13 protein-coding genes are annotated in these 15,838 nt (G+C 37.7%); 4 read left to right on the forward strand and 9 right to left on the reverse strand.

Annotated elements, in window-relative coordinates:
• On the reverse strand, positions 1-2,609 hold a 2,609-nt coding region (locus tag ACESSZ_RS01480; RefSeq protein WP_499842673.1), incomplete at its 3' end, for a leucine-rich repeat protein.
• A 170-nt stretch (positions 2,610-2,779) separates the two neighbouring features.
• Complete coding sequence (locus ACESSZ_RS01485; protein WP_008689302.1) at positions 2,780-3,679, reverse strand: peptidase U32 family protein; 900 nt, start codon at positions 3,677-3,679, stop codon at positions 2,780-2,782.
• 173 nt (positions 3,680-3,852) lie between these two features.
• On the opposite strand from ACESSZ_RS01485, the gene ACESSZ_RS01490 reads away from it, so the two are divergent.
• Positions 3,853-5,757 (forward strand): sensor domain-containing diguanylate cyclase, encoded by a 1,905-nt coding sequence (locus ACESSZ_RS01490; RefSeq protein ID WP_008689305.1) that lies wholly within the window; start codon positions 3,853-3,855, stop codon positions 5,755-5,757.
• A gap of 299 nt (positions 5,758-6,056) precedes the next feature.
• Here ACESSZ_RS01490 and ACESSZ_RS01495 read toward each other — a convergent pair whose 3' ends face one another.
• The 7 genes from ACESSZ_RS01495 to ACESSZ_RS01525 form a co-directional block, all read right to left on the reverse strand.
• Entirely contained in the window at positions 6,057-6,788 is a 732-nt protein-coding gene (locus ACESSZ_RS01495; RefSeq protein ID WP_008689307.1) for an ABC transporter permease, read from the reverse strand.
• Complete coding sequence (locus ACESSZ_RS01500; protein WP_008689309.1) at positions 6,788-7,627, reverse strand: ABC transporter ATP-binding protein; 840 nt, start codon at positions 7,625-7,627, stop codon at positions 6,788-6,790. The genes ACESSZ_RS01495 and ACESSZ_RS01500 overlap by 1 nt, the downstream gene beginning before the upstream one ends.
• 140 nt (positions 7,628-7,767) lie before the next feature.
• A complete protein-coding gene (locus tag ACESSZ_RS01505; RefSeq protein ID WP_008689312.1) occupies positions 7,768-8,637 on the reverse strand; it encodes a YitT family protein in 870 nt (289 codons plus the stop codon).
• Between the two features lie 368 nt (positions 8,638-9,005).
• A complete protein-coding gene (locus ACESSZ_RS01510; protein WP_008689314.1) occupies positions 9,006-9,635 on the reverse strand; it encodes a polymer-forming cytoskeletal protein in 630 nt (209 codons plus the stop codon).
• Positions 9,613-9,957: a LiaF transmembrane domain-containing protein gene (locus ACESSZ_RS01515; RefSeq protein ID WP_008689315.1), complete on the reverse strand. Its 345-nt coding sequence runs from the start codon at positions 9,955-9,957 to the stop codon at positions 9,613-9,615. Before ACESSZ_RS01515 ends, ACESSZ_RS01510 begins: the two co-directional genes overlap by 23 nt.
• Positions 9,954-10,625: a DUF4004 family protein gene (locus ACESSZ_RS01520; RefSeq protein WP_008689317.1), complete on the reverse strand. Its 672-nt coding sequence runs from the start codon at positions 10,623-10,625 to the stop codon at positions 9,954-9,956. Before ACESSZ_RS01520 ends, ACESSZ_RS01515 begins: the two co-directional genes overlap by 4 nt.
• Positions 10,598-10,747: a hypothetical protein gene (locus ACESSZ_RS01525; RefSeq protein ID WP_008689319.1), complete on the reverse strand. Its 150-nt coding sequence runs from the start codon at positions 10,745-10,747 to the stop codon at positions 10,598-10,600. Before ACESSZ_RS01525 ends, ACESSZ_RS01520 begins: the two co-directional genes overlap by 28 nt.
• 226 nt (positions 10,748-10,973) lie before the next feature.
• On the opposite strand from ACESSZ_RS01525, the gene ACESSZ_RS01530 reads away from it, so the two are divergent.
• From ACESSZ_RS01530 to ACESSZ_RS01540, 3 genes are read left to right on the forward strand one after another with little or no spacing between them, the layout of a single operon-like run.
• A complete protein-coding gene (locus ACESSZ_RS01530; RefSeq protein WP_008689320.1) occupies positions 10,974-11,543 on the forward strand; it encodes a TetR/AcrR family transcriptional regulator in 570 nt (189 codons plus the stop codon).
• 11 nt (positions 11,544-11,554) lie between these two features.
• Positions 11,555-14,485, forward strand: coding sequence for an acyl-CoA dehydratase activase-related protein (locus ACESSZ_RS01535; protein ID WP_008689321.1), 2,931 nt, complete (start codon positions 11,555-11,557; stop codon positions 14,483-14,485).
• A 4-nt stretch (positions 14,486-14,489) separates the two neighbouring features.
• Entirely contained in the window at positions 14,490-15,788 is a 1,299-nt protein-coding gene (locus ACESSZ_RS01540; RefSeq protein ID WP_117547206.1) for a 2-hydroxyacyl-CoA dehydratase, read from the forward strand.
• Positions 15,789-15,838 lie beyond the last annotated feature (50 nt).

A 15,838-nucleotide genomic window follows, 5' to 3' on the forward strand; every position in this document is an offset into this window, starting at 1 on the left:
GTTGCAGATAAATAATATACATCTTTAGGTTTCATTGCCTTACTTGTCACATTTAATTTTACAGCACTTACCGGTGTTTTTACGGTAATCGTACATCGTGCTGCTTTCTTGGAACCATCTTTGGCGGTTGCGGTAATGATTGCTGTGCCATTTCCTCTTGCCGTTACTCTTCCACTTGCCGATACAGTGACCACTGCAGTATTACTGGAAGTCCATATTAGCTCCTTATTGGTAGCATTAGAAGGCGCAATGGTCGCAAAAAGATCATACGTTGTTCCCGAAATCATCGTCTTGTCCGTTGTATTTAGCTGAATGCTGTCTACAGGAATCGGCACATCATACACATGATGGGGAATTCCTTCACGAAGCAAGGAAGCTTCTGTGATCGTATTTGGCATTGCCCATAGTTCCACATCATCAAATGAAAAATAACTTATTTCATTGATATTGTCAGGTAAAACTACTTTTTCAAGACTATTACAATTGTGAAATGCATTTTCTCCAATTGCATTTAGATTCTTTGGTAATGTGATTGTTTGTAAATTGATGCAGTCCGTAAAAGCGGAAAGTTCTATTTCCGTGATTGATTCCGGCAATACGATACTTTCTAATGTAGCAAAACCGGAAAATAAGAAACCGGGAACTTTCGGCATACCTTCTTCTAATGTCACGGTTTTAATTCCTGAATCTTGAAAAGCATACACACCTGAAGAAACCAGTGTTTTAGGAATCGTGATATCCTTTAATGCTTCACAACCGGTAAATGTATGATTACCAAGTTCCTTTAAACCTTTCGGTAATCTCAATTCCTCCAATGCATAACAGCCTTCGAATACGCCGTCACCTGATGAATCTCCCAACACGGTTAATGATTCGGGAAGTGCAATATGGATAAGGCTGACACAATCTTTAAAAGCTCCCTGATGAATCGTCGTTAAGTTTGATGATAACGATATATCTGACAGCATTTCACAGCCTTCAAAAGCGGAAAGTTCTATTTCCGTAATTGATTCCGGCAATACGATACTTTCTAATGTAGCAAAACCGGAAAATAAGAAACCGGGAACTTTCGGCATACCTTCTTCTAATGTCACGGTTTTAATTCCTGAATCTTGAAAAGCATACACACCTGAAGAAACCAGTGTTTTAGGAATCGTGATATCCTTTAATGCTTCACAACCGGTAAATGTATGATTACCAAGTTCCTTTAAACCTTTCGGTAATCTCAATTCCTCCAATGCATAACAGCCTTCGAATACGCCGCCACCTGATGAATCTCCCAAAACGGTTAATGATTCGGGAAGTGCAATATGGATAAGGCTGACACAATCTTTAAAAGCTCCCTGATGAATCGTCGTTAAGTTTGATGATAACGATATATCTGACAGCATTTCACAGCCTTCAAAAGCGGAAAGTTCTATTTCCGTAATTGATTCCGGCAATACGATACTTTCTAATGTGGCAAAACCACAGAATAAGAAACCCGGGACTTTCGGCATACCTTCTTCCAATGTCACGGTTTGCACATCGGAATTTGTGAATATATAAGGATGAGCTTCTTCTAAAGTCTTAGGAATTACAATATCTGTAAGTGCCGTACAACCATAAAATGTTTTAGCACCTAAAACCTTTAAATTATCAGATAATGTAATATCTTCTAACGATATGCAATCTTCAAATACACCTGAATCCGCATTTGAACCTAATTCCACTAACGAATTTGGCAATGTTATTTTTTTCAAATTGCTACAGCCTCGAAAAGCACCTGCTTCAATTGTTCTTAACTTATTTGAAAACGTAATATCTGTTAAATTTTTACAATCTCGGAATGTTTCATAACCGATTTCAATTACTGTTTCAGGAATTTCAATACTTGTTAATGTATTACAATCATTAAATAACCAAGCGGGAATTTTTTTAATATTATCAGCAAAAATCACGTTTCTTAATCCCGAACCTTCAAAATTACTAACACCAACCGTTTCTATATCTTTCGGTACTTGAATTGTTGTTAAAGAGGTACATCCTTTAAAAGTATTTGCACCTAAAGTGTTTAGTTCTATTGGAAGATGTACTTCATGTAATGATGTACAACCTTCAAATACACCTGAATCCGCATTTGAACCTAAGTATCGAAGACAATCAGGCAAATCAACTTTCTTTAAGTTTACACACCCCATAAACGCCCCATAATCAATACTTCGTAATCTTGATGGGAAACTGATTTCTTGTAAGGTTATACAATCTTTAAAAGCTTCATATCCTATCTCTGTAACGTTTTCCGGTATGACCACCGCAGCAGCATTTCCCTGATATTTCACTAACGTACTTCCAGACATGATAAAGTCACCTGCTGTCTTGACCGACTGTAAAGGTTTGGTTGACAGGATGACTTGCTCATCCAAGCTTTCTTTTTCAACATAATCTGATACAACTTCCATGGCAGAAACAACTTTCTTGCTCATCTGTTTCATTGCCAATTGATGATCAGATGATAATCCGGTAGCCTTTTGCATTGCATTTGCAATCGTAAAATCGCTTAACACCGTTGTAATGGAACATGTACAACACAAAAGCCCGGCAACTACTTTCTTCATTTGTAATTTCATAAACATTCTCACCTTTCTTTATCATGAGAATTATATAAAAATAACAAATGAATAACAACAAACACAAAACTGAATGTAAAAAATGACCGTTTTTATGTCAAAATACACAAAAAAAGCATCTCAATAAACCAATGAATTGAGATGCCCTATATCTTATTCTTATGACGTTTTTAGCCCTCTTTGACCTTGCTCGTCTTGGTATAATAAAAACCGTGTGTCACATGGTCCTTCTCATACTTCTTTGCATAAGCAGCAAAAACCGCTGTTGCGTCTTTTTCCTTATTCAGAATGGCATGATAAAGATCCAATGCTTCTAACACATAAGCGATATCATGAAACATGCCGTCAATGCGAAAATGACGAATTCCACTATTTAACAGCTCCTGAATTTCTTCAAAGCTCGCAAGCGTAAAACCGGTGAATACATGCGTACCCGTTTCATCTTCCACAATGGGCATATGTTCCTCACGATTTTCTTCCATCAAATATAAGTCATAGTTATTGCGTACTTGCTCATTTTTTCCTATAAAAGACATATAACTGCTTAATAAATTACGTTTGCTATGCATCATATTCAAACGACCATGGAGAATAACCTCACATTCACCATCAGTAAGCCGACCAATTTCACACATTTCCTGCAAGGTAATTTCCTTAGAAATAGTAACCATCTGAATACCTTCATCTAAATAATATTGCACATCACTGTGATTTGTAATTAACGTATCCGGATTGTAAATAAGCTTTTTCTTTAAGTCAAAATGTTCTGCCTCTAACAATACACACTCATCGCCATAATAAATACCATCCACATCTAATTCTTTCAATAAATGTAAATGCTGACGTAACGCCGGTAATTCTTCTTCCACAAAAAAGCGATTTACGGCCACATACATGCGTAAGGAAAGCCGTTCACATTCTTTCTTTATTGCTTGTAATTCCTCCACTGCAAAAGCATATACGCAGCGAACAGAAAAAAATGGTGTACCAATCAAAACACTATCTGCGCCATGCGCTTTAACTTTTGCCAAATCCTCGAATGCAAAAGGTGTTACAATAAAATCAGGCATAGAATCCATCCTCTCTAACCAAGCTTTATTATAATATAAGTGCGCATTGAAAGAAAGGATAATGTTTTTCACCATAAGATAATCGTGAAAAATAAATTCAAAAAGATTTCGATATTTTTTAAAATGTAAAGAAAATGAGCGTATAATAATGAAAAAGAGTTAAGAGGGTTCTTATGAAAAAACATATACTTGCAAAAACAAATATATTTATCTGTATTATCATTATAATCGGTTACTTGATTACTTCCTTTGTCAGCTATAACAGTAATCATACCATGCTAAAAAAAGATATCGAACATATTTCGGATCTGAGTAGTGAAAGCATCTATCATAAAATAGATTCACTATTTACAAAACCTATCAACATCTCCTTAACCATGGCCAATGATACCTTTTTAATGCAGCATATGAAAAATGAAAATGCGCTTACAGATGATGCTAACTTTGTAAAAACAATCACAGATTATTTGCATGCCTATAAAGTGAAATACAATTTTGATTCCGTCTTTTTAGTATCTACCAAAACAAAACGCTATTATCATTTTGATGGCATTGATCGAATCCTTACAAAAGATAATCCGGAAAACACCTGGTATTATGAATTCCTTAACAGCAAAGATGATTACAGCATTAATATTGATAATGATGAAGCGAAGAAAAATGAGATTACCGTGTTTATCAATTGTAAGCTAAAAGATGTTAATAAGCATATAATTGGCGTTATAGGTGTTGGTTTTCGCATTGAACATCTGCAAGAGCTGTTGAAGCAATATGAGAAAAAATTTAATGTGAAAGCTTTTTTGATTGATGCAAACGGCACCATTCAACTCTCTACGAATATTTCCGGTTATCAAAAACAAAAGTTAGCACAAAACAAACGTTATGAAACCCTCTTACCAAAATTAATGAAGGAAAAGGAAGAGAGTGTTTCTTTCTGGTACAGCGAAAAACCTTACAGCGGTTATCTTATCCGGCAACCTTTGAATACTATACAATGGCAATTGCTGATTGATCGCGATACAGCACAATTAGAGCATTCCATGCATCAGCAGTTAGGCATTGGTTTTACTATCATTTTGATGGTTATTATTCTTGTCTTAGGAGTTATTACGTATATCGTACGCAAGTATAACAAGAAGTTGATTCATTTAACTCTGGAAACAGAAATGAAACATCAATCCATCTTCCAACAGCAAACCGAACAGATTTATGATACTATTTATGAAATTGATGTGACCCATAACTGTGCTGCCAGTGAAGCTACCGAAGACTATTTCTATAGCCAGGGCATTCCTCGAAAGACTCCTTATGATGAATCTTTAAAGATCATTGCTGAAAAACAAATCAAACCGGAATTTAGAGCTGGTTATTTGACAGTCTTTGATCCTGCGCATATCTTACAGCTATATGAGGAAGGCATTACGTCTACGCAATATGATTTTATGATCAATAATGGGAATGACAACAATTACTATTGGATGCGTATTACCGTTAAGATCTTTTATTGGGATGATGACCAGTCCATTCGTATGTTTGTTTATCGCCAAAATATTGATGAAGAAAAACGCAAAGAACTCTTCATGAAGAAGAAAATGGAAAGTGATTCTCTGACTTCCCTTTATAACAAAGCCGCTACTCGTTCTTATATCCAACAGAAACTGATGCAAAACACTGATCAATATTATGCTTTCTATATCTTAGATATTGATAATTTCAAAGATATCAATGATGCCTATGGTCATGCAGTTGGAGATGAAGTCATCGTAACTTTTGCTAATATCTTAAAAAATCAATTCCCAAAGGATGCAATCATCGGTCGTATCGGCGGTGATGAATTTGTCACTTTACAAGCAGTTGCGTCCAAGCAAGAAGCACAAGCCAAAGCAGAAGCACTTGTGAACATCTATCATAACGCAAAACGCCAAGGATTATGCCACTACACAATATCCGCCAGCATCGGCGTAGCTGTGACAATACACAATTTGGATAACTTCGATTCGCTGTATCACAATGCGGATAAAGCACTCTATGAGGCAAAAGAAAACGGTAAGAATCAGTATCGTATGTATGAAAAATGAATATTGCAGTAAAAGATAAACAAAAAGAAAAGGAAGATTGCTCGGTGAAATTAAAAGCGTAGGCAATCTTCTTTTGTTATCGAATACACATGCAATTTTTTAAGGCTTGTATACTACTTGATATGCACGAATATCTGATCCTCATTTTGAATAAAGCAGCTCTGTTCTGCTTTAACAGTAAAAGGCTTCTTCGTTTCCACTACGATTTTTTTCGCCTAGACCGATCCAAAGGCATCCTACATAGTGTTCATCCTTAAACAACCCGGTTAAGTTATGATTTTGTTAAAAGTTCACTTTCATTAGTTATCAAAACCTTTTTTACGATACATCATGGCAAATGTCACAACACCTAAGAGAATCCAGGCAAGAATAATTCCAAAATCCAGCAAATGTTCTTGACTTAAGATGCTCATACCATTCATCGCATCATTAATAATCGCCATCATTCTGGTTGTCGGTACGATACTGGCAATCTTATCAATCACTTCATTCATATTCTGAAACATCGGTGGTATCAAAAACAGAATCATCAATGGTGTTGATAAGGTACTGGTAGACATCTGATCCTTCGACAGCAATCCGACAACCGAACCAAACAACAGCATGGAAATGGAAGTCACTGTCGTTACCAGAAGAAACATTGGCAAATAAGAAAGCTGCGTTGCCGTGATAAAGAAGATCACGATTGTGATGAGTTCCATTAAGACAAGTACGGAAATAATCTTGCTAAAAATATATTCAAGCGCTGACACATCACTCAGCATCAAGACACGCAAGGTATTTTTTTCTTTTTCTTCTGCTACCATCATTGCCAAGCCGGTAAGTGGAATAGCGGAAAGATTCAATAATTCGCATAAAGTTAAAACAAAGTTACTCGGCATTCCTGCTTCTTTAACATCCCCAAATATGGTCTGATATAACACAGCAAAGCCAATCGGTAATAAGATCATGATCAGCATATTCTTATTCGTAAACATTAAACGAAAGTCTTTTTTGATTAGCACAGCTAATGTATGCATTCGCAGTTTCATTATAATTCCCTCCCTGTCACATCAAGAAAAATTGTTTTCAGATCAGGCTCTACCGAATTTATACGCAAAATATTGCCTTGTATTGCTGCCAATGTTTTCATCAGACTTGCTGTATCTTTTGTTGTATGGTATTTATTGCCTTTATCATCCAAAATGACAACTTCATTTTTGGCATATTTTAATTTTAATTCATCTGGACTTCCCATTTCTTTGATTTCCCCTTCATTTAAAAAAGCCACACGATGACATAACAAATCGGCTTCACTCATATTATGGGTCGTTAAGAAAATCGTCGTACCTTGGCGATTTAATTCAAAAATCATCTCATATACAGCCTCACTGCTGGCAGGGTCTAAAGCACTGGCAGGTTCATCTAAAAATAAGATCTTAGGTTTATGCAAAATAGCACGTGAAAATAATAAGCGTTGCTTCATCCCTTTTGACAAATGCTCAACCTTTTTCTTCTTTGCTTCATACAATCCTGTCTTCTGCAAAACCTCATCAATATACGATGTTGAAATTTTCTTCAGATCGGCGAAAATCTTTAGATTTTCATACACTGTTAATTTTTCATATAAACCACTATTATCGGATAAGACACCGATATTTTGATATAATTCATCCTGCAATTCATCCACTTGTTTCCCTAAGATCAAAAACGTTCCATGATTTGGCTTCAACTGATTTGTTAACAGCTTGATCGTTGTTGTTTTACCGGCTCCACTTGGACCCAGAAAACCGAAGATTTCTCCCTCTTTGATTGAGAAACTGACATCTTTTAAAGCTTTTGTCTCTTTAAAAGAAATTGCTCCATGACGTACTTCTACGATTGTATTCATATCACTCACTCCCTTGTGTGTATCTCTTTAAGTATACACGAAATAACCTCATCATTTCAATTTGATGCTTTGCAATAAAGCCGATAACTGTTTATCATCTATTGTATTTGTCATAACTTACTTACCTTCATAAAAGATGATTATAATCGCTTTTCAAAATTGCCACTCACCGTAGGACCCTCATTAAAAATCACAAAGGCATTTGGATCAAAAGAGGCAACAATGCGGCGAATCTGATGTTCTTCGTATTTATTTATCACTGTCACAAGGATGCGTGTCTGTGTTTTCGTATAAGCCCCGGCACCATCCCAATAGGTTACACCTCTTCCTGTTTCTTTCATGATGGCTTCTTGAATTTCCTGATTCTTAGTAAAAATCATTGCAGTCATATTAATATTTTGATAATGTGTGCGATCCAATACTAAAGAAAAACAGGTCATATATAAGATAGAATAGATCGCCGTAGGCACATCAAAAAGGAAAGCACATAACAGATAGACAAAAGCATTGACTATTATCGATAATTTCCCCACACTGAAATTGGCAAATTTTCGCGTAAAATAAACACCTAAGATATCCAGTCCTCCTCCACTGCCCCCACTACGCAATGCAATACCAATACCAAAGCCACAGATGATGCCCCCTATCAAACAGCTGGCAAGCACATCGTCTAGGATAGGTGTTTCCGGTATAAAGATAAGACTAAAAGCAAGTGTTTGTGCAATGACACACAAAAGCGTCTTCACAAAGAACTTTCGAGAAATGCTGCGATATGCCAAAATAAATAATGGCAGATTCATCAAGAAATTGATGATACCGGCAACATCAAAGTTGGCAGGCAATGAGATATGCGCATATTGTATTATAATCGTTCGAATGATCTGGGCAATACCGATCACTCCGCCACTATATAAATTTAAAGGTACGATGAATAAGTTAACACCCGCTGCGAAAATAAAGCCTCCTGCAATGACCATCAATATTTTATAAGTTTCATTTTCTATTTTCATATATAAAACCCTCACTCGTTATCATCAGCATTATAGCATAGAAGAGGTTTTTATGGGAATGTTTCCTGCTTCGATGCAGCAATTTTCCAAATCGTGCCTGCGTGCTTGCGATATGACATACATCCTAGGTAGCAAAGATGTCTTCTTTATCGCAACTGTTTTATCAAATGATCCTTTCACATCAACTGTAGTTTATAGCAATTTGCATCGATAAAGCGTTATTCTTTCATTTCTCTATCCTTACCGCAACTTGCTTAATGATAAAATAAAATCTTTGATAACGATTAAAGACTTTTTCAAACATCCTATAAAAAAGAAAAGAATCCTTTGTTTGACCAAACAATGGGATTCCTTTGCATGAAACGTGTTTACATACGTTTTTGTATACAATCGCCTTCGATTTTCTTAATACGGCAGGTTGCATCATAGCGCAATGTACCATTGCAATGCACATAATCAACTACGCAGCCTCCCTGTAGAACAATATCCGTTGCGGAAATAGAATTAGCTCGAATATTACTTGCTCGCAATGTTGTACATTCAATTGTATTCGCATGATTTGTTTTTCCCCAATTCTTGCCAAAGCCAAAGGCAAATACGCCTAAAATACCGCTGGCAAAATTAATGACCACTTCATCACCAAACAAATCATTCAACACGGCACAGCCATTGATAATGACCTTATCCGCATTCACTTCTCCGTTATTCTTTAACATGCCATCTACGCGTATATCATCTGCATAAACTTTACCATTTTCTGACTTTACCATGCCATCGATATCCAACTTATTCACTCTGATATCTTTGGCAACCTTCAGCATTCCATTCACATCCATTTGCTCCGCCGTAATACTGCCCTCTGCATTGCAAGTGCCATCTATATCAATCATATGACATTTGATATTGCCGTTTATCTTTCCCATACCATCAATTTTGATACGATCATATTCTCCTTCGGTAATTGTTCCAAAACCATCAATCCTTACATCCATACTCATACCATTTTGTCCTCCTTGCGAATAATAAATGTAACCCTGCACAGATACAGCCAACTGCTGCCACTAGGGGCACGCTTAAACGAAAATCAATCCAGTGATTCGCATCTGCCAGAAAATATACTCCTAAGCTTAATACCATCAGCATCATAAATTGAATACCGTATTTTAACAGACTGATGCAGGCAGGTAAGATCAGAAACAGACTCCACCAGCCGGGGAAAAATAAGGTAAACTTCCACAGTTCAAATAACTCTCCTAAATAGCCAGCACCTACTGCGATTAACAACAATCCCCAGATAATATTTTTTGCATGCTTGCTCATGAAACGACCTCCTCATCAAAGGTAAACGCAAACGTTTCCTTATACTTTACTTTCATTTGTGAACTCAATTCCTGTAATGATACACTTCGCAAGATTTTCATACGCTCATCAAGCCAATACCAGACATCCTGATTGGTGGATGCTGCAGGTTCTTGTAAAGCGAGCACGTAATGATCTTCTTGTACCTGCACAAGTAACATTCGCCATTCATGTGAGTGGATATGCGTTAACGCATGGGCACTGGATTGAATCAATGCCATCCGCGTGTTTTGGGAAAATGCATATTCCTGATTCCATTCACTGATGACCATCATCACCAAAATCTCATAGAAGGAAAAGCAATCCTTTTCCATTACATCCATAAACAGGGCGGCCACCTCAATATCAATCTCGCTGAATTCTTCCAGATCTTCTTCTGTAAACATGCGATTACTAACCTCAGGAGTCAGCATCTTCGCTAATTCTTCTAAAGAATATGTATCCTTCATCTGTTGAATTGCACGGATCCGATTTAATATACGTTCTTTCGGGAAATAGGTTTCCTGTCCTGTGGGACTAGGACGTTTCACAAACCAGCTTTCCGGTATCAGACCTTCGCGTTTCCAACGATATAGCTGTCCATAAGAAATACCGGTTTCTTTTAATAAATCTTTTTTTGAAATCTCCATAGTCGTTTCACCTTCTTCTCATTGTCATTTTGTAATACTCCAGATGATATTGCTCGTTCAATAAATGCAGCTTTTTGATCGATAGATTTTCGGCATACATCTGCTTGTTGCATTTCATACATATCAGCCACCTCTCTGCCGTTAGTGTAACATTGTTTTATTACACCTATATATTAACAAAACATTGTTACGTTGTAAAGAAAAAAAACATAAATTATTAAAATTTATGCGAAAACGTTTTCATAAACTTACCGATATCACTCTCAGGTAAAAATTAAATCAAATCTATTGACCGGTGGTCACTAAAGGGGTAAACTAGTTACATGTATGAAAAAAGGAAGTGAATATATGGAAGAGTTAAACAAACGCAGCCGTATTCAAAATGCTGCAGTTGCCTTATTCAGCGAACAAGGCGTAGAGGCAACCAGTGTCAATGATATCGTGCGGCGTGCGAATGTCGCAAAAGGCACCTTTTACATATATTATAAAGATAAAAAAGAACTGATCTCCCAGATCCTGACTGAAAAACATGGCAAAGCTTTGAATGATTTGATGAATGCATCATATGAGAAAAGCCGTCAGGGTATGATGGATTGGCGCCATGCATTTGCCAATGAGCTAATTTCCTTTTATCGCCATAATCCAAAGATCTTAAAGATGATCCAAAAAAACATCACCTCCATCTTTGACTGTGATAAGCATCGAGAACAAGTCTTAGCCCATATCGAAAAGTTGGATGCTTTCTTACAATGCTTTCATCAGGAAAAAGAGAGTCGAAAAGATGCCATGAATCGCTTTATGCTGATGATGGAGATGATTGGCGTCATTAGTTTTCACGCCATCTTTTATGAGCAGCCTGATACGATGGACAGCGTAGAACCGGTACTGCTGAAAATGATTGAGCGCATGTATTTGTAAGGAGGATTTCCATGACATATAAATTAGGAATTGATGTAGGATCTACTACATTAAAAGCCGTTCTATTAAATGAACAAGATGAAATCATCTATAAAAGCTATGAACGCCATAAATCGCGGGTACGCGAAATGAGCGTTGAGAAGATAGAAGAATTAAAACCGTTGTTGCTTGGTCATAAAATTGCCATAGCCATTACCGGAAGCGCCGGTCTTGGGGTGGCAAGTGGAGCTCAGCTTCCCTTTGTACAAGAGGTATTTGCGACAGCACAGGCGGTCAAGAAATATTATCCAACTACGGATGTAGTCGTTGAATTAGGTGGTGAGGATGCCAAGATCATCTTTCTAAAAGGCGCTTTAGAAGAACGAATGAACTCGACATGTGCCGGTGGTACCGGAGCGTTTATTGATCAAATGGCTTCCTTGTTAGATGTTGATTTGGAAACGATGGATCAACTATCGTTGCAATATACGACCCTATATCCAATTGCCTCACGTTGTGGTGTCTTTGCGAAAAGTGATGTTCAGCCTTTAATCAATCAAGGTGTTGAAAAAAGCAATTTAGCTGCCAGTATCTTTCAGGCAGTCGTTGATCAAAGTATTGCCGGATTGGCACAAGGCAGAAACATTGAAGGCAATGTTTTATTTCTGGGAGGGCCTCTGCATTTTCTAAAAGGATTACAAAAGCGTTTTAAAGAAACCTTGCACCTTAATGAAGATGAGGCAAACTTCCCCGCTTTAGCACCTTATTTTGTGGCATTAGGAAGTGCGGTATATGCGGATAATGAGACAGTGCTCTATACGTATGAAGAGCTATTGCATAAAATGAAAACGATGGCACAACAAAAAGTCAAAAATGACGGTCTGCCTCCTTTATTTGCCAGTGAACAAGACTATCAAGAATTTGTCCAACGTCATGCCAATGCCCATGTAGATCGAAAAGATATTCATAAGTATCAAGGAAAGGCATGGTTGGGGATCGATTCTGGAAGTACGACAACCAAACTTGTCCTCATTGATGAAGAAGATAACATTCTGTACGAAAGCTATGCCAATAACCAAGGCAACCCGGTCGATGTTATTCAAAAAGAATTATTGCAGATTTATGACTTGATGGAAGATCGCATTACCATAAGTCATGCTGCCGTTACCGGCTATGGTGAAGAATTGATGAAACATGCCTTCCATTTGGATATCGGTGTTGTGGAAACCATGGCCCATTATCAGGCAGCGAAGCATTTCAATCCCAACGTCGATTTTATCATCGACATCGGTGGTCAGGATATGAAATGTTTCCGTATTAAAGACAATTCCATTGACGATATCTTATTAAACGAAGCTTGCAGCAGTGGCTGCGGCAGTTTCATTGAAACCTTTGCGAAGAGTATGGGGTATGAAATCAAAGAATTTGCTCGGATGGGATTGCATGGAAAGCATCCGGTTGACTTAGGTACACGCTGCACCGTTTTCATGAATTCCAGTGTGAAACAAGCACAGAAAAATGGTGCCAGCATGGAAGACATTTCCGCCGGCTTATGTATCAGCGTCGTAAAAAATGCATTGTATAAAGTTATTCGTGCAAAAAGTGCCGAAGAAATCGGAAAAGAAATCGTTGTACAAGGTGGCACCTTCTTAAACGATACCGTATTGCGCAGCTTTGAATTAGAACTAGGCCGTCATGTCATTCGTCCAGGCATTGCCCATCTGATGGGGGCTTATGGAGCTGCCTTACTCGCGAAACAAAAACATGCTAATACCTCTTCCATACTCGATAAAACCGCACTAGAAAACTTTACACATACCTCACAAGCCAGCAACTGCGGTTTATGTACCAACCACTGTAATCTGACCATAAATACATTTGCGAATGGCACTCGTCATATTGCCGGTAATAAGTGTGAACGTCCGATCATTGGTCGTGCCAATAAAGAAAAACTTCCTAATCTCTATGATTTCAAATATGAAGAACTATTGAAATGCAAAGGAATCAGCGGTGTTCGTGGAAAAATCGGGATTCCGCTTGTGTTAAACATGTATGACAACCTTCCCTTCTGGCATTCCTTCTTCACCAATTTAGGATTTGAGGTGGTCTTAAGTGATCGTTCCAGCAAAGCCTTATATGCGAAAGGACAGCATACGATATCCTCTGATACCATCTGCTATCCAGCAAAGCTAGTGCATGGACACATTCAATCCTTGATTGATAAAGGTATTGATACGATTTTCTATCCCTGCATGAGTTACAATGTAGATGAGCAGATGAGCGATAACCATTTCAACTGTCCAGTAGTTGCCTATTACCCTGAAGTCATTGAAGGCAATATGGATTTAGAAGGCATCACCTTCCTTTATCCTTATGTTTACTTGGAAGATCGTCATACTTTTGAAACAAAAATCTTTGAATACTTCCGCTCACAGGATATGGATATCACTTATAAAGAAATTACGGCAGCTGCTTCTCATGCGTATGTTGCCTATGAAGAATTTAAACAAAAGATCCAACAGGAAGGTGCCAGAGCTTTAGCTTTTGCGCAGACGCATCATCGTAAGACGATCGTATTAGCGGGACGTCCTTATCATGTCGATCCGCAGATCAATCATGGCATTCATCGTTTATTAAGCAATTTGGGATTTGTTGTCGTTAGCGAAGACAGTATTCCAAAACAATCGCAACGCCCAAGTATCCATGTCTTAAATCAATGGACCTTCCATGCTCGCATGTATAATGCGGCACAGTTTGTAACGACGCAAAACGATATGGAACTCATTCAACTTGTCAGTTTTGGCTGTGGCATCGATGCGATTACCGCAGATGAAGTAAAAGATATCTTACGTCGTCACAATAAATTATATACACAGATCAAGATTGATGAAGTTGATAATCTTGGTGCCGTGAAGATTCGCTGCCGTTCCTTATTGGCGGCAATGGAAGAAAGGGAGGGATAAATTCATGAACCGTGTAGAATTTACCAAAGAAATGAAGAAGACACATAAAATCCTTGTGCCCATGATGCTGCCGATACATTTTCAATTTTTACAAAACATCTTTCGCCAAAACGGCTATCAGATGGAGTTGTTACAGACCAAAGGACAACAGATCATTGATGAAGGATTGAAAAATGTGCATAACGATACTTGCTATCCGGCATTGTTGGTCATCGGTCAAATGATCGATGCCTTAAAATCAGGAAACTACGATACCGATCACATTGCTTTGGCCATTACCCAAACCGGTGGCGGCTGTCGTGCCTCTAACTATATCCATTTGCTGCGAAAGGCACTAAAACAAGCTGGTTTTGGCCATGTACCTGTCATTTCCGTTAATTTTTCCAAGTTAGAAAAAAATAGTGGATTCAAATTGACAGGCAGTATGCTACTACGACTATTATATGGTTTTCTATATGGAGATATGCTTATGTGGATAAAAAATCAATGTAAACCATATGAACGGCATGCCGGTGCAAGTGATGCACTTGTCCAAAAATGGATCAACCGTATCAGTGAACAATTTAATTCTCTTTCCTTTTTAAAGCTTCATCACAATTATGTAATGATGTTAGAGGAATTTGCGGCTATTGAACGTGAGAATACACCGAAAATTCAAGTGGGTATTGTCGGAGAAATCTATATGAAATATGCCCCTCTAGGTAATAATGAATTAGAAGATTTCTTGATCAAGGAAGGCTGTGAACCAGTCGTATCCGGAGTTCTTGATTTCGGTTTATATTGCCTGGAAAATACGGTCATTGACCATGAATATTATAATCGCAGCCGCAAAAGCTATCGCTTTGTTGCCATGGCCAGTCGTTATATTCAGCATTTACAGATGAAAGCCATCAAAGCCATTCGTCAACAAGGTGTCTTCCGTGAACCCGATACCTTTCAAGAAGTTATGGAAAGCAGCGAAGGCATCATTAACCGTGGTACTAAGATGGGAGAAGGCTGGCTGTTAACAAGTGAGATGGTTGCCTTAATCAAAAGTAATGTTTCTAATATCGTTTGTTGTCAGCCATTTGGCTGTCTGCCAAATCATATTGTTGCCAAAGGCATGACACGTAAAATCAAAAATATCTATCCAAATGCCAATATCGTTGCCGTTGATTATGACCCAAGCGCGACACGTGTAAATCAGGAAAATCGTTTAAAGCTAATGTTAAGCAATGCGCGTCTAACGGCTCGCTTTGCCCAAGCCGAAGAAGAAAAAAGTGCAGCTGCCAAACAACAGGCATATGCATATGAGACACGATAAATACATTGTATTTTATAAGAATATGCACCTATAAAATAAAAAAGAAGTCA

Origin of the sequence: Eubacterium sp. 3_1_31, from assembly GCF_964249515.1 — a bacterium.
Lineage (GTDB): Bacteria > Bacillota_I > Bacilli_A > Erysipelotrichales > Erysipelotrichaceae > Longicatena > Longicatena caecimuris.